Origin of the sequence: Pseudoalteromonas sp. D15MCD-2 (assembly GCF_038562745.1) — a bacterium.
Taxonomy (GTDB): Bacteria; Pseudomonadota; Gammaproteobacteria; order Enterobacterales; family Alteromonadaceae; genus Pseudoalteromonas.
Map to the genome: position 1 here is coordinate 2,443,339 of NZ_JBCFQE010000001.1, position 15,379 is coordinate 2,458,717.

The 15,379-nt window shown below is 43.2% G+C and carries 13 protein-coding genes; 5 read left to right on the forward strand and 8 right to left on the reverse strand.

The window, feature by feature from the left end; genetic code table 11:
* Nucleotides 1-5 precede the first annotated feature (5 nt).
* Genes dnaE through lpxB form a run of 3 tightly spaced genes read right to left on the reverse strand, consistent with a single transcriptional unit; the run spans nucleotide 6 to nucleotide 5,249 of the window.
* Nucleotides 6-3,497, reverse strand: coding sequence for a DNA polymerase III subunit alpha (gene dnaE, locus AADY36_RS11205; protein WP_130166723.1), 3,492 nt, complete (start codon nucleotides 3,495-3,497; stop codon nucleotides 6-8).
* Nucleotides 3,497-4,102: a ribonuclease HII gene (gene rnhB / locus AADY36_RS11210; protein ID WP_054562034.1), complete on the reverse strand. Its 606-nt coding sequence runs from the start codon at nucleotides 4,100-4,102 to the stop codon at nucleotides 3,497-3,499. Before rnhB ends, dnaE begins: the two co-directional genes overlap by 1 nt.
* Nucleotides 4,092-5,249 carry a lipid-A-disaccharide synthase gene (lpxB, locus tag AADY36_RS11215; RefSeq protein ID WP_054553105.1) on the reverse strand — a complete coding sequence of 386 codons (1,158 nt, stop codon included), beginning with the start codon at nucleotides 5,247-5,249 and terminating at the stop codon, nucleotides 4,092-4,094. Before lpxB ends, rnhB begins: the two co-directional genes overlap by 11 nt.
* Nucleotides 5,250-5,671: 422 nt before the next feature.
* On the opposite strand from lpxB, the gene AADY36_RS11220 reads away from it, so the two are divergent.
* The 5 genes from AADY36_RS11220 to cydC are packed head-to-tail and all read left to right on the forward strand — an operon-like array spanning nucleotide 5,672 to nucleotide 12,062.
* Nucleotides 5,672-7,258, forward strand: coding sequence for a cytochrome ubiquinol oxidase subunit I (locus AADY36_RS11220; RefSeq protein WP_054562035.1), 1,587 nt, complete (start codon nucleotides 5,672-5,674; stop codon nucleotides 7,256-7,258).
* Nucleotides 7,255-8,394, forward strand: coding sequence for a cytochrome d ubiquinol oxidase subunit II (cydB, locus tag AADY36_RS11225; protein ID WP_342408990.1), 1,140 nt, complete (start codon nucleotides 7,255-7,257; stop codon nucleotides 8,392-8,394). The genes AADY36_RS11220 and cydB overlap by 4 nt, the downstream gene beginning before the upstream one ends.
* A 12-nt stretch (nucleotides 8,395-8,406) precedes the next feature.
* A complete protein-coding gene (gene cydX / locus AADY36_RS11230; protein WP_054553108.1) occupies nucleotides 8,407-8,559 on the forward strand; it encodes a cytochrome bd-I oxidase subunit CydX in 153 nt (50 codons plus the stop codon).
* Nucleotides 8,549-10,309, forward strand: a complete 1,761-nt coding sequence (gene cydD / locus AADY36_RS11235) for a thiol reductant ABC exporter subunit CydD (protein WP_342408991.1) — start codon at nucleotides 8,549-8,551, stop codon at nucleotides 10,307-10,309. Before cydX ends, cydD begins: the two co-directional genes overlap by 11 nt.
* The gene (cydC, locus tag AADY36_RS11240; protein WP_342408992.1) at nucleotides 10,302-12,062 is read left to right on the forward strand and encodes a thiol reductant ABC exporter subunit CydC; all 1,761 of its coding nucleotides are present in this window, start codon (nucleotides 10,302-10,304) and stop codon (nucleotides 12,060-12,062) included. Before cydD ends, cydC begins: the two co-directional genes overlap by 8 nt.
* Here the strand turns inward: cydC and AADY36_RS11245 are convergent.
* From AADY36_RS11245 to AADY36_RS11265, 5 genes are all read right to left on the reverse strand, one after another.
* On the reverse strand, nucleotides 12,059-12,427 hold the full coding sequence (locus AADY36_RS11245) for a septal ring lytic transglycosylase RlpA family protein (RefSeq protein WP_285221686.1): 369 nt from the start codon (nucleotides 12,425-12,427) through the stop codon (nucleotides 12,059-12,061). The two genes, cydC and AADY36_RS11245, sit on opposite strands and share 4 nt — an antisense overlap.
* Nucleotides 12,428-12,568: 141 nt before the next feature.
* Nucleotides 12,569-13,339 carry an acyl-ACP--UDP-N-acetylglucosamine O-acyltransferase gene (lpxA, locus tag AADY36_RS11250; protein WP_054553112.1) on the reverse strand — a complete coding sequence of 257 codons (771 nt, stop codon included), beginning with the start codon at nucleotides 13,337-13,339 and terminating at the stop codon, nucleotides 12,569-12,571.
* Nucleotides 13,340-13,341: 2 nt separating this feature from the next.
* Nucleotides 13,342-13,794 carry a 3-hydroxyacyl-ACP dehydratase FabZ gene (gene fabZ / locus AADY36_RS11255; RefSeq protein WP_054562040.1) on the reverse strand — a complete coding sequence of 151 codons (453 nt, stop codon included), beginning with the start codon at nucleotides 13,792-13,794 and terminating at the stop codon, nucleotides 13,342-13,344.
* Nucleotides 13,795-13,804: 10 nt separating this feature from the next.
* Nucleotides 13,805-14,845 carry a UDP-3-O-(3-hydroxymyristoyl)glucosamine N-acyltransferase gene (lpxD, locus tag AADY36_RS11260; protein WP_054562041.1) on the reverse strand — a complete coding sequence of 347 codons (1,041 nt, stop codon included), beginning with the start codon at nucleotides 14,843-14,845 and terminating at the stop codon, nucleotides 13,805-13,807.
* 9 nt (nucleotides 14,846-14,854) lie between these two features.
* On the reverse strand, nucleotides 14,855-15,373 hold the full coding sequence (locus tag AADY36_RS11265; protein WP_054553115.1) for an OmpH family outer membrane protein: 519 nt from the start codon (nucleotides 15,371-15,373) through the stop codon (nucleotides 14,855-14,857).
* Nucleotides 15,374-15,379 lie beyond the last annotated feature (6 nt).

A 15,379-nucleotide genomic window follows, 5' to 3' on the forward strand; every position in this document is an offset into this window, starting at 1 on the left:
CCTAATTAATTAAATTCTAGTTCTACATCTTGCGCCGCCATCAGCGATAACTTATGAATTAAGTCATCACTCGGCGTAACACACCATTCGGTTCCTAAGGTAATCTCAGCCAACGCATCCGGACGTTGATAGAATACTTTAATAGGACAAGTACCAAACTTATAAGGTTCCAGTACTTTTTGTAAATTATCGAAGAAGTTCGCCTCGATCTGCACCATATTCAAGGTCATTTTAATCGCTTTTATACGTTTTTCTCGCGCCTCAGCGATGGTGCATATGTCTCTAGCGGTCATTGTAATGCCACCAGAGAAGTTATCAAAGCTGACCTGTCCAGATATTACCAAGATATTGTTTACTTGCAGCAAATCTTGGTACATTTCAAACTGTTCTGGGAATAAGCGTACATCAATACGGGCACTCTTGTCATCTAAAGTTACAAGACCCCATCGATTTCCCTTTTTGTTTATCAAGGTACGGGCAGAAATCACTAAGCCTGCAGCCGTTGACTGCACATCGCGGTTAGTGGGTTGTAAATCGACCAGCCTTCCTGATGTATAATGCTTTAACTCTTTACGATACTGATTAATTGGGTGGCCAGTTAAATACAGACCTAAAGTTTCTTTCTCACCATCTAGCCACTCATTGTCGGTTAAATCTGTGGCTTTGATAAATGCTTGTTCAACTTCATCTGGCTCTGTGGCAAGTAATCCAAATAAATCTGCCTGCCCTAATGACTCAGCCTTATGATGCTGATCGGCCGCTCGCATAGCATCTTTTAAGCTTGCTAATAAGGTTGCACGGCCAGGTTGGGTTTTATCTGGGCCAAGTTGATCGAGCGCTCCGGCATAAATGAGCTTTTCAACAACTCGCTTGTTTAAACGCTTTAAGTCAACACGGGCACAAAAATCAAATAAGTCCTTAAACGGGCCACCTTCGCTACGGGCTTCTAAAATAGCTTCAACAGGCGCCTCACCAACCCCTTTAATGGCACCGATACCGTAAACAATTTCACCTTGTAGATTAACCGTAAACTTGTACTCACCGGCATTTACATCTGGCGGTAACAAGGTCAGTTTCATGTTTTCACATTCATCTACCAAGGTAACAATTTTATCGGTGTTATCCATATCCGCCGACATTACCGCAGCCATAAACTCTGCTGGGTAGTGGGTTTTCATCCACAACGTTTGGTACGATACTAAGGCATAAGCAGCTGAGTGAGATTTGTTAAAACCATAACCTGCGAACTTCTCTACCAAGTCGAAGATTTTCATTGCAAGTTCGCCGTCAACTCCGTTATTAACAGCACCTTCTTCGAAGGTTGAACGTTGCTTTGCCATCTCCTCTGGTTTTTTCTTACCCATCGCACGACGCAGCATGTCAGCGCCACCTAGCGTATAACCAGCCAGTACCTGCGCAATCTGCATTACCTGTTCTTGATAAAGAATGATACCGTAGGTCGGTTCTAGAATGGGTATCAAGCTATCGTGTTGCCACTGCACATCTGGGTAAGATAACTCTTCGCGGCCGTGCTTACGGTCGATAAAGTTATCTACCATGCCTGATTGCAATGGACCAGGGCGGAATAGTGCTACCAGTGCGATCATATCTTCGAAGCAGTCGGGCTTTAGACGACGAATAAGGTCTTTCATACCACGAGATTCTAACTGGAATACCGCGGTGGTTTCGGCGCGTAGCAGTAACTCAATACTTGGCTTATCATCAAGTGGAATAGCGTTGATATCAACTGGCTCTTTACCCTCTCGGGCTAAGCGCTCGTTAGTCATATCAATTGCCCATTGCAAGATGGTAAGTGTTCTTAGACCTAAGAAGTCAAACTTAACTAAACCCGCCGTCTCAACGTCGTTTTTATCAAATTGCGTTACCGGGAATTTACCCTCATCATCACAATAAAGGGCTGCAAAGTCAGTGATAGTGGTTGGTGATATTACAACACCACCAGCGTGTTTACCGGCGTTACGTGTACAGCCTTCAAGGATGCGACACATATCAATAAGCTCTTTGACCTCTTCATCACCGTCGTAGGCTTCTTGTAAACGAGGCTCAACATCAAACGCTTTAGCCAAGGTCATACCCGGATCGCCCGGTACTAGTTTAGAAATACGATCAACAAAGCCGTAAGGGTGACCAAGTACACGGCCTACGTCACGGATAACCGCTTTTGCAGCCATGGTACCAAAGGTGATGATCTGAGATACCGCGTCACGACCATAAAGTGCCGCTACGTGATCAATTACCTCATCACGCCTATCCATACAGAAATCGACGTCGAAATCGGGCATTGAGATACGTTCTGGGTTCAAGAAACGTTCGAATAGTAAGTCAAATTCAAGCGGATCAAGGTCGGTGATCTTCAGTGCATAAGCAACCAATGAACCAGCACCAGAACCACGCCCTGGACCTACCGGAATATTGTTATCTTTACTCCACTGAATGAACTCCATTACGATCAAGAAGTAACCCGGGAAACCCATTTGGTTGATTACGTCGAGCTCTATTTTCAGACGCTCATCATACTCGCCACGTTTCTCTTTACGCTCTTGCTCATCTGGGAATAAAAACTGTAAACGCTCTTCAAGGCCATCTTCAGAGACCTTAACCAAGAAGTCTTCAATTTTCAGCGAACCGGTTGGGTAATCTGGTAAGAAGTAAGTCCCGAGCTGTACGGTCACATTACAGCGCTTAGCAATTTCAACGGTGTTTTCTAACGCTTCAGGAATATCGCTAAATAGCTCAGCCATTTGCTCTGCTGTTTTAAGATATTGCTGCTCAGAAAAACGTTTTGGTCTACGTTTATCTTCTAAGGTGTAACCGTCATGGATTGCTACGCGGATTTCATGGGCTTCAAAGTTTTCTGGTTTTAAAAACACCACTTCGTTCGTTGCCACTACAGGTAACTGCTCTTTTGTGGCAAGCTCAACAGCTAGGTGTAAATAATCTTCTTCTAAAGCACGCTCAGTACGAATAAGCTCAATGTAATAATGATCGCTAAAATGTTGCTTATAAAAGCTAACGACCGATTCAATAAGCCCAGGGTTACCTTTTAATAGGGCTTTACCTAAGTCGCCATCTTTAGCGCCAGATAATAAAATCAGGCCATTTTTGTGCTCCACCAGCCATTCACGGTCAACCACAGGGCGGTGAAATAGATGTCCACGCTGGTACGCTTTAGAGATCAATAAAGTAAGGTTTTTATAACCTTCGTTATCTTTCGCTAAGATGGTAATTCGGCTAGGTTCATCTTCAAATTCAGGGCTTCTTAACCAAAAGTCTGCGCCGACAATAGGCTTAATACCAGCGCCATGGGCAGCGCCATAAAAACGCACCAAACCACATAAGTTCATCTGATCGGTGATAGCCAACGCAGGCATTTGCAGCTCTTCTGCTTTAGCGACAATTGGCTTAGTTTTAGCTAGGCCATCCACCATTGAGAAATCTGAGTGAACACGTAAGTGAACAAATTGTGGCGCAGGCATTACAGTTGCTCTCCTTTTAACGCCAAAATGCGCTGAACAGGTTTAAAGCTTTTACGATGCTCTGCAATAGCACCGTATTGTTCAAGTGCTGCAAAGTGTGCTTTAGTTGGGTAACCTTTATGGCCTGCAAAACCATAGTCAGGGTAACGCTTATCAAGCTCAATCATTTCTTCGTCACGAGCAACTTTCGCTAAAATAGATGCTGCTGAAATCTCTTCAACTAGGCTATCGCCTTTTACTACCGCCTGTGCTGGCACAGTTAATTGGCTAGGCACACGGTTACCATCAATAAAGACAAACTCAGGCTTTACGCTTAAGCCTTCAACCGCGCGGCTCATCGCGAGCATAGTGGCATGCAAAATATTTAACTCATCAATCTCGCTTGGACTACAACGACCAATAGCATAGCAAAGGGCTTTTTCTTTTATTTCTGCAGCTAATAATTGACGTTTTTTGTCTGATAACTTTTTAGAATCTGCTAACCCTGCAATAGGCTTATTTGGGTCCAATATTACCGCAGCGGTAACAACATCACCCACTAATGGGCCACGGCCAACTTCATCTACACCAGCAATATAATTAACATTCGGTCGTTCAATTTGCATTTAGTAACTCCGCGACTGCTGCTGCAGCTTGTTCATTGGCATTTAATCTAATGTTTTTATGTATGGCTAAAAAGCGCGCTTTTAGTTCGCTGTTATCGGTATTCAACATAGGTGTTAGCGCAGCCGATAGGTTTTCAACATTACATTCAGTTTGTAAGTATTCTGGAACGAGTTCTTCATCGGCTAATAAATTAGGCAACGAGAAATACTTAATGTTAAAAGTAAATAAGGTTTTGAAAATCCAGTAACTCAGTGGCTTAATTTTGTAGCCCACAACCATCGGCTTTTTGTACAGCATACCTTCAAGCGTTGCGGTTCCTGAGGCAAGTAAAATGGCATCAGCCGCTTGCATTGCAAGGTTTGACTGACCATCCAATAATTGCAGTTTTAGATCAGGGGCTGTTTTTTCTAAAATTTCACAAAACTGTGCTTTTCGTTTTTCATTGACTAACGGAACCACAATTTTAAGGTCAGGGTTTTGCGCTTGCAATTTAGCCGCTGTTTCAATGTAGGTTTCGCTTAAAAGCCCTACTTCAGAACCTCGGCTACCTGGTAACAACGCAAGTACTTTATCAGTTTGTGCTAAACCTAGTTGGTTACGAGCCTCGGTTTGGTCGTGCTCAAGGGCAATATCATCAGCCAAAGTATGACCCACAAAGGTACAAGGTACATCGTGCTTATCGTAAAAGGCTTTTTCGAACGGTAATAATGCCAGCACTAAATTAGTGGCGGCACTGATTTTATGAATACGTTTTTCGCGCCACGCCCACACTGATGGGCTAACATATTGTACTGTTTTAATACCCGCCTCTTTTAACGGTTTTTCGACACGTAAGTTAAAGTCAGGGGCATCGATACCAATAAATACATCTGGTGGGTTGTCGATAAAATGCTGCACCAATTGTTTGCGTATTTTTAGTAGGCGCGGTAATCGGCCTAGTACTTCAACTAGGCCCATTACAGATAATTCGTCCATATCGAATAATGTTTTACAGCCAGCCGCTTGCATACGCGGGCCTGCAATCCCTTCAAATATGGCATCCGGAAAACGGCGTTTAAGTGCTTTTACTAGCCCTTCACCTAAAATATCACCTGATAACTCACCTGCCACCAAGGCAATACGTAACGGCTTTGTTTGTTCTTTCATTCGTTGATAATTCGCAACTTTTGGCACTAATAAAAACGAGTTTACCGTGTTTTAGCAGTCGGATAAATGTCACAGAGTTAATAAATACTAGAAATCGAAATTAGCCTGCCTACTTGCTCATTGGTTGAGCATTTATTTGCGCGTGTAGCCTGCAGGTTTACTCGCTACTATCTAAAAAGAGCTTAAAAAAGAATAAAATAAGCCATAGCAAAACGGCTTTTTATAACGATTAAATATTTGAAACTTTAGAGCTTTATCTCTAATCTGTAGAAAAGGTGAGCAGGATTAATTCATCTTTATTTCGTATTTTCCTATTGACTAAAATGAATACAGGTTTAATATTTGCAAAGTTTCAATAATTACTGAAACTTCATAATCAATATTTGTCGTGTCTACCGCACCCGCTAACAAGGAGCTAAACAATGATAGATGAAACATTTGTGGATCTATCGCGATTGCAATTTGCAATCACTGCCCTATTTCACTTCCTATTTGTTCCCCTTACCTTAGGTATGACGTGGATTTTAGTGATCATGGAATCCGTTTACGTGATGACAGGTCGCGAAATTTATCGTGATATGACTAAGTTCTGGGGTAAGTTGTTTGGTATTAACTTTGCGATTGGTGTGGCAACAGGTCTAACCATGGAGTTTGAGTTTGGTACCAACTGGTCTTATTACTCTCACTATGTGGGCGATATATTTGGCGCACCGCTAGCGATTGAAGGCTTAATGGCTTTCTTCTTAGAATCAACCTTTGTCGGTATGTTCTTTTTAGGCTGGGAGCGTTTGAGTAAACGTCAGCATCTAGGTGCTACCTTCTTAATGGCTTTAGGGACTAACTTATCTGCGTTATGGATTTTAGTAGCAAATGGTTGGATGCAAAACCCAGTAGGTGCTGAATTTAACTACCAAACCATGCGCATGGAAATGACTAGCTTTGCTGAATTGGTATTTAACCCAGTCGCACAGGTTAAGTTTATTCATACCGTATCAGCAGGTTATGTTGCAGCATCTATGTTTGTACTTGGTATTAGTAGCTGGTACATCTTAAAAGGTCGCGACCTTGCTTTTGCTAAGCGTTCGTTCTCGGTTGCTTCAGGGTTTGGTTTAGCGTCTATTCTTTGTGTTATTTTACTTGGTGATGAATCTGGCTACGAAGTTGGCGAGGTGCAAAAAGTCAAACTCGCAACCATTGAAGCTGAGTGGCATACCGAAGAAGCCCCTGCCGCATTTACTTTGGTTGGTATTCCTGACTCAGAAGAACAAGTCACCCACGCCGCTGTAAAAATCCCCTATGCACTGGGTATCATTGCGACTCGCTCTATCGACGAGCAAGTAACGGGTATTAAAGACCTTGAAGAGCAGCACGAAGTACGTATTCGCAATGGCATGATTGCATACGAATACTTAGAAAAGCTTCGTGGCGGTGAAGACACACCAGAAAACATTGCAAAGTTCGATACCTTAAAAGACGACCTTGGCTATGGTCTGCTACTTAAGCGCTATACCCCTAACGTGGTAGATGCAACAGAAGAGCACATTCAAAAAGCAGTGAAAGACTCAATCCCTCAAGTCGGCCCTATGTTCTGGTCATTTAGAATCATGGTTGGCTGTGGCGTGATCATGCTTGGTGTATTCGTCCTTGCATTTTATTACAACGCACACCGCATTATTGAGCAAAAGCGCTGGTTATTATGGGCTGCGGTATGGAGTATTCCTCTGCCTTGGATTGCCATTGAATTTGGTTGGATTGTTGCGGAGTACGGCCGCCAACCGTGGGCAATTTCGGAAATTTTACCGACCTTCTTGGCAACCTCGTCACTCACGGTGAATGACTTATTGATTAGTATTACTGGTTTCTTAGTTTTCTATACAGGTCTTGCTGCTGTAGAAGGCTGGCTGATGCTTCGCTTTATTAAACAAGGCCCAAGCTCACTTCATACCGGTAAATATCACCATGAACTTGCTAAAGCGGATTCACTTGCAAGCCAAGGAGCTCAGTCATGATTTTTGATTACGAAACACTAAAACTAATCTGGTGGCTGTTAATTGGTGTCTTACTAATTGGCTTTGCAGTGACCGATGGCATGGATATGGGTGTGGCAATTTTGCTTCGCCTAGTTGGTAAAACCGATGTTGAACGCCGTACAGTTATTAACACCATTGGTGCTCACTGGGATGGTAACCAAGTTTGGTTCATAACCGCTGGGGGCGCACTGTTTGCGGCTTGGCCTATGGTTTACGCAGCCGCTTTCTCTGGCTTTTACTTTGCTATGATGCTGGTGTTATTTGCGTTATTTTTCAGACCGCTTGGTTTTGATTATCGCTCAAAAATAGATTCACCACGTTGGCGTAATAACTGGGATTGGGGCCTATTTGCTGGCAGCTTTATTCCTGCTTTAGTATTTGGTGTGGCATTTGGTAACTTATTACTGGGCGTGCCTTATCATATCGACGACCTACTGCGTGTCAGTTATCAAGGTTCATTCTTTGCGTTATTAAACCCATTTGCCATTGTAGTTGGCTTAGTGAGTGTACTGATGCTGGTTGGTCACGCTGGTATGTGGTTACAACTTCGTACTGATGCAGAGGTTGCTAAACGCTCAGCACAATATGGTCAATATGCACTGATGGCGTTTATTGTATTGTTTGCCTTAGCTGGTGTGTGGGTATCACAAATTGACGGTTATAAAATCGTTAGCATGGGCGATACTCAAGGGTTTGCAAACCCGCTTGCTAAAACAGTAACGCAGGCACCGGGTGCATGGCTTGATAACTATACAAAAATGCCATTAACCATGCTGTTCCCTGCCCTAGCATTCGTGATGGCGGCACTGGCAATTGTATTATCTAAATTACAAAAACCAGCAATGGCATTGGCTGCGTCAAGCTTAATGCTCGCAGGCGTTATCTTAACTGCGGGTATGTCAATGTTCCCGTTTGTGATGCCTTCGAGCAACAACCCAAATATTAGTTTAACTATGTGGGATGCGGTTTCGAGCCATATGACACTTAACGTGATGTTTATCGCTACGGTTATTTTTGTACCACTTATTCTTATCTACACAACATGGTGTTATGTGAAGATGTGGCGCAAAGTAACGATTAGTGAAATTGAAAACAACACTCACGGTAGCTATTAAGGAGATTTAAATATGTGGTATTTTGCCTGGATTTTAGGTGTTCTATTAGCCTGTACACTTGGGGTGATCAACGTAATGTGGTACGAATTTCACCAACATAAAGATTCGATTGCTGATGATGAGCTAGAGCTGTACGCGAGACTCAAAAACACCGATGACAACTAAACCCCGACCAAATCGCGCGCAGCAGCAAACGCTGCGCGCTTTTTTAAAGCAGTATAGCCAGTCCGCTTCAGGGCTTCTTAAATTAAGCATTAGTTTGGGCACACTCAACGCCCTATTAATGATTGCCTCTTGTTATCTTCTTGCAAACGCGGCTCATCAAGTCATGTTTGAACAAGCAAACTTGCAAGCCGTAAGCCCATTATTATGGCCGCTGGCTGGGCTAATTTTAGTTCGTGCTTTGTTGGTTACGCTAAGTGAACGGGTGAGTAACCTCGCCGCATTAAAAATAAAAAACGTGATGCGTAATACACTGCTAGAAAAGCTCAACAAACTTGGGCCAGCCTACAGTGAACAAAAAGGTCACGGCGCAACACTTAACACCTTACATAATGGGGTGGAAGCACTGCATCAATATTACGCAAACTACATTCCGAGTGTGGCTTACAGTGCGCTTATTCCATTAGCGATATTGGTGGTGATTTTTCCAACCGATTACAAAGCAGGCCTCATATTCCTTTTAACAGCCCCGCTGATCCCCTTTTTTATGATTTTAGTGGGCCATAAAGCGGAGCAGTTAAACCAAGAACGTTGGCAACAACTCGCGGTACTTGGTAATTACTTTTTTGACCGATTACATGGACTGACTCAACTCAAGCTCTTCAATGCAACCAAGCGTGAGCTTAATAGCATCAGTCAGATTTCTGATGATTACCGTGGAGCAACCATGGGTGTATTGAAAGTCGCCTTTTTATCGTCTTTCGCCCTTGAGTTTTTAGCCACCATTAGTGTGGCCCTTGTTGCTGTGATCATTGGCTTTAGATTATTTTTTGGTACGCTCGATTTTGCCACTGGATTTGTGGTGTTACTACTGGCCCCTGAGTTTTACTTACCACTTAGACAAATGGGTACTCACTATCATGCAAAACTTGAAGGGATCAGCGCTGCTGCTGATATGGTCGACATAATCAATCAAAGCGACGCTGATAAACATGTCGGGTCATCTAAGCTTGAGTTACCGATAAAAGATATACAGCTGAGTGCGCTTACCTTTCACTACCCTGAAACAAACGAAGGGGTAACTGATATCAACTTAAGCTTACCAAGCTCAGGCTTAATTGCCTTTGTGGGTGAAAGTGGTTCGGGTAAAAGTACCTTGTTTGATTGCCTATTGGGTTTTCATCATCAGGCCAATAGTGCCATTAGCATTAACGAGCAACCACTGAGTGATACTGCATTAGCTGATTGGCAAGCACAGCTGGCATGGATCCCACAGCAAGCCACGTTATTTTATCGAACCGTTGCAGACAACCTGCGTTTAGCTAAACCCGATGCAAGCCAAGCAGAGCTCGATGAAGCAGCAAGTAAAGCTGGAGCACTTGAGTTTATTACTGCACTACCTGATGGCTTTGATACCTTGCTCGGTGAACAAGGAGAAGGCCTCTCTGGAGGGCAAAAACAGCGCATAGCCCTTGCCCGTGCATTTTTGAAGAATGCCCCTGTGCTGATGCTAGATGAGCCTACCGCTCACTTAGACAGCCAAACAGAGCATTTAATCAATCAAGCAATCCGCGATTATGCAAAAGACCATTTAGTACTGGTTATTGCTCACCGACTGAATACGGTAAAACACGCCGATAATATTTACGTTATGCAACAAGGTCACATTGTTGAATCTGGTCAGTACCAGCAACTGACTGAGCAAGCAGGCCTATTTGCTAAACTTGTGAGCCAAGGTGACACCCATGCATAACTTTATACGTCTATTAAAACTGTGCAAACCTCATACTGGCATGTTGCTTTTAGGGGCTTTTTTAGCAAGCTTAACGGTACTCGCTAATGTGGGCTTGCTCGCTATATCTGGGTGGTTTTTAGCAGCCATGGCAGCGGCGGGCATTGCTGGTGTGCAGATGAATTACTTTACCCCAGCTGGAGTGATCCGCTTTTTAGCTATCGTGCGCACAGCGTCTCGTTACGGTGAGCGGATGATAACTCATAATGCTACCTTTTTATTGCTGAGCGAAATTCGCGTAAACATGTTCAAGACTCTGAGCCAACTGAACAACGTTGACTTAGCAATGAGTCGTAGTAGCGATTTATTTAACCGCCTACAGAATGATGTAGATGCGCTGGATAAATTCTACCTCAATGTGCTGCTGCCGATTATTGTCGCCTTGATCAGCATTCCTATAGTAATGGCCTTCATGGCCATGTATAACGCTGAGGTTGCATTAGTTTGCTTTACTTCACTGATGATTATTGGCGTGCTGCTTCCCGCATTGTTAAGCCATAAGCTTCATCAACAAGCAGATACCGAAACCCAACTTTCAGCCGAGTTAAGAGCTGAACTTGCCGATACACTATCAGGTGCCAGAGAGCTTGCTGTCTATCAAGCACAGGCGGCGCAATTAGCGCATTGTGACTCACTCAGTAAACAATACAACAACCAGCTCTATAATCGCCACAAAGCCGTGGCAAATAGTAATGGTTTAAGCACTTTGGTGATTCAACTTACCATGCTGGCCAGTGTATTTATGATAATTCCACTGGTTGCAATGGGGACTATGAAAAACGTTGAACTGGCGATGCTCGCGTTATTTGTGTTAGCAAGCTTTGAAACCGTGCTCACCCTGCCTACGGCATTTATTGAATTGCCGCTTACTTTAAGTGCCGCAAAGCGACTGTTTGATCTTGAAGATAAACACAGCAGCTTAGCCGAAAAGCCAAACAACCTAGATGATCAGCTAGCAAACCAATTAGCTGACAAATCAGGGCTTGGTCTTGAGCTAAGCGAGGTCAATTCCCAATACTTGGGGGCAGAAAGTAAAGCCCTTAGCAATATCAATTTTGCGATTACACCCGGCAGTAAAGTTGCCCTAGTCGGTGCCAGTGGTAGTGGCAAAACCACCCTAGTTAACTTACTCACGGGCCTTTGGCCGCTGCAATCAGGCTCATTAAAGCTCACCACCAAACAAGATAGCTTTGAACTTGAAAGCTTGAGCACTGCAACACGCTTTAAGCAGCTAACGATAGTTGCCCAGCAGCATCATATTTTTGATGGCACGCTACGTGAAAACCTTCGCTATGCAGCTTTTGATGCGACAGATGAGAGGCTTATTGAGGCCTGTGAACAAGCTGAACTTGGCTCTTGGCTTAGTAACTTAAAAGATGGGCTAAACACTCGTTTAGGAACCGCAGGCAGAAAGCTTTCTCATGGTCAGTCACGTCGTATTGCTATTGCCCAAGCTCTATTAAGGCAAGGTAATTTAATCATTCTTGATGAACCAACAGAGAGCTTAGATAATCACACTAAGCAAAACTTGCTGACTACACTTGAGAAAGTATGGGCAAATAAAACTATGCTGACCATTACCCATGACCCTGCAATGCTAAGTCGTGTTGATAAGGTTATTTGGTTAGAGCAAGGACAAGTAAGAGCCTTTGCGAGTCATGCTGAATTAGTGGCGAATGAAGCCGACTACATAGAGCTTATTACCCGTTTTTAATCGAGCTGCTCAACGGTGACGTCAATCACACCTTGCTTGACTGAGGCAATTTGTGAAAACGCCTTTTTTGATAAGTCGATAATACGACCGCGGATAAATGGGCCGCGGTCATTAATAGTAACAATCACGCTTTTATTATTACTAAGATTAGTAACTTTTACTCTGCTTCCAAAACCAAGCGTTTGATGAGCCGCGCTCAATGCCCGTTGATTAAACACCTCACCACTTGCTGTCGTTCGGCCATGATATTTATCAGCGTAATAACTGGCTTTGCCTTTTTCTATTGCTCCTTTAGATACCGAAGGCACACTACTACAACCAGTTATAATTAAGCTTAATAATGCAAAAATGATGAGTTTGTTCATATTAGTAGATCCTTTTTTGCCGTGAAGATAGCAAGCACTGACTTAGCAAAACCTGAACTATATCAAGTTACCTAATTAAGCGAATGAGTATAAAAACAAAAAAGCCACCTTACGGTGGCTTTTATAGAAGTTCGCTTATGATTAGCGAATAATTCCGCGCTCAGAGCTTTTCACGAAGTCTATCATCAGCTGAACAGCTGGGTACTTCGCAGCATCTTCACTTAGCTCAGCGATTGCTTCTTCAACACCTAAGCTCTTACGATAAAGCGTTTTATATGCTCGGCGTGTTGCCATGATTTCATCGCTTTCAAAGCCACGGCGTTTCATGCCTTCAGTATTGATTGCTACAGGGCCTGCCGGTGTACCAATAGTAGTTACAAATGGCGGTACATCTTTATTAACGCCTGAGTACATACCTACAAAGGCATGTGAACCAATTTTACAGAACTGGTGAACACCTGAATTACCTGCAAGGATCACCCAGTCACCTACGTGTACGTGGCCAGCAACAGAGGCATTGTTAGCAAAAATAACGTTATCGCCCACAACTGCATCATGTGCAACGTGTGTGTAAGCCATAAATAAGTTGTTGCTACCAATTTTTGTTACACCTTGGTCTTGAATCGTACCACGGTGAATTGTCGCACACTCACGGATCACGTTGTTGTCACCAATGATCAAAGTCGTTGGCTCATTCGCATACTTTTTGTCTTGGCAAGCTTCACCGACCGAAGCAAATTGGAAAATATGGTTACCAGAACCAATCGTCGATGGGCCTTTTACAACCACATGAGATTCGATGATACAGTTATCACCAATAGTTACATCGTTACCGATATAGCTGTAAGGGCCAACTGATACGTTATTTCCAAGTTTTGCACCTGGTTCGATTATCGCCGTAGGATGGATCACTATTAAAACTCTCTTCTCGCACACATGATTTCGGCAGTACACACTACTTTGCCGTCAACTTTTGCTTCTGCTGCAAATTTCCATATATTGCGGCGCTCTTTTACAAACTCTACATGCAAATGCATAGTATCGCCAGGTAATACCGGCTGTTTGAATCGCGCATTGTCGATCGCTGCGAATAAATATAGTTCGTTATCGCTACGATTTTCAACTGTCTTAAAACCAAGTAAGCCAGTTGCTTGAGCCATTGCTTCTAAAATCAACACACCTGGAAAGATAGGTTGATTAGGAAAATGACCCGTAAAAATAGGTTCGTTCACTGTTACATTTTTAATAGCATGTAACGACTCGCCTGGCGTGTAATCAAGTACACGGTCAACAAGTAGCATCGGGTAACGATGCGGAAGTAAACTCAAGATATCCTGGATATCAAGACTATTTAATTCATTTGCCAAAATAGCATCCTTATTTGTCTTCAATATTGAGTGACTTAGTCAGTGACTCAAGTGCTTTAATGCGGTCTTTCATATCGCCAAGGTTACGGATATGGGCAATACTACGTCGCCATTCTTTGTTGGTTAGATGTGGCAAGCCTGAAGAATAAATTCCAGGTTCTGTGATTGCCTTAGTCACCATACTCATGCCGGTGATTATAGCACCATCGCATACGCTAATGTGACCATTAATTGCAACCATACCGCCAATCTGACAATTCCTACCGATCACTGTGCTGCCAGCAAATACCGTACAACCAGCAACCGCTGTACCCGAACCAATCTCGACATTATGCGCTATTTGACATTGATTATCGATAATTACATTACTATGGATGATAGTATCGTCTAGCGCACCACGGTCAATCGTAGTAGACGCGCCTACCTCAACCTTATCACCGATGATTACTCGGCCAAGTTGCGGTATTTTCACCCATTCGCCACGCTCGTTAGCGTAACCAAAACCATCACTGCCCACTACCGTATTCGCTTGGAATAAACAGTCGCTGCCAATCTCTACTTCATGGTAAACGCTTACATTTGCCCAAAGCTTAGTGCCTTGGCCAATTTTTGCGTGCTCACCAATAAAACAGCCTGGGCCAATCTGCACATCGTTTGCAATTACAGCACCCGCTTCGATCACCACATTGGCGGCGATCGCGACATTATCGCCAATAGAGGCTGAATCGTGAATGACTGCACTTGGGTGAATACCGGTCACTGCTGAGCGCGGTGTGGTATCCATTAGCTGAGCAAGTTTGGCGTAACAAACATAAGGATTAGCAACAATGAGCTTATTACCCGAAAAGTACTCAGCATCTGCTGGTGATAAAATCACCGCACTTGCTTGAGTATCTTCTAATTGCGAGCGATATTTCTTGTTCGCTAAAAATGCAATATGCCCATGTTGGGCATTTGCAAGTGTAGATATTTTTTTAATCTCTGTGGCGCCGTCACCTTGAAGGTCAGCGCCCAGAAGATCCGCTATCTGCGAAAGCGTGTAGTTTTGCATATATGATTTCTATTGCTTACTTACTTTTTCAACAACTTTGCTTGATAAGTCATCGACAGTTTTAGGGTTAACATAAATCGTTGTTTCTTTAACTTTAACTTCATCGAATTTGCCAGCTTTCGCTACTTCTTCGATTGCATCTAAGATTAACTTTTGAACTTTAGCTAGTTCTTGGTTTTGACGCATTTTGATTTCTTGCTCTAAAGGACGACCTTTTTCAGCAAGTTGCTGCTGCATACCTTGGATCTTAGTACGTAATTCTTCTTTTTGCTTGTCGCTCATCGTTGTTGCTTCACGCTTGAACTTTTCAGCTTCAAAACGGATATCACCTTGAAGTTTTTCTAGTTCTTGACGACGCTCTGAGAATTCAGCTTCTAAAGTTTGCTCTACTTTCGCCATTTGTGGGATTTGCTTGTAGATTTCTTGCATATCAACGATACCTACTTTGTGCGCGAATGCGTTAGTAGATAGACCCATAGATAAAGTAGCAAGTAGTGCAAAAGCTGTTGATTTAATTGATTTATTCACGAAAAA

Excerpts from the sequence above, each read along its gene's own strand:
- AADY36_RS11220 (WP_054562035.1), top strand. The coding sequence starts at position 5,672 with ATGATAGATGAAACATTTGTGGATCTATCGCGATTGCAATTTGCAATC.
- lpxB (WP_054553105.1), bottom strand. The coding sequence starts at position 5,249 with ATGAAAGAACAAACAAAGCCGTTACGTATTGCCTTGGTGGCAGGTGAG.
- rnhB (WP_054562034.1), bottom strand. The coding sequence starts at position 4,102 with ATGCAAATTGAACGACCGAATGTTAATTATATTGCTGGTGTAGATGAA.
- cydD (WP_342408991.1), top strand. The coding sequence starts at position 8,549 with ATGACAACTAAACCCCGACCAAATCGCGCGCAGCAGCAAACGCTGCGC.
- cydX (WP_054553108.1), top strand. The coding sequence starts at position 8,407 with ATGTGGTATTTTGCCTGGATTTTAGGTGTTCTATTAGCCTGTACACTT.
- AADY36_RS11245 (WP_285221686.1), bottom strand. The coding sequence starts at position 12,427 with ATGAACAAACTCATCATTTTTGCATTATTAAGCTTAATTATAACTGGT.
- lpxD (WP_054562041.1), bottom strand. The coding sequence starts at position 14,845 with ATGCAAAACTACACGCTTTCGCAGATAGCGGATCTTCTGGGCGCTGAC.
- cydB (WP_342408990.1), top strand. The coding sequence starts at position 7,255 with ATGATTTTTGATTACGAAACACTAAAACTAATCTGGTGGCTGTTAATT.
- dnaE (WP_130166723.1), bottom strand. The coding sequence starts at position 3,497 with ATGCCTGCGCCACAATTTGTTCACTTACGTGTTCACTCAGATTTCTCA.
- cydC (WP_342408992.1), top strand. The coding sequence starts at position 10,302 with ATGCATAACTTTATACGTCTATTAAAACTGTGCAAACCTCATACTGGC.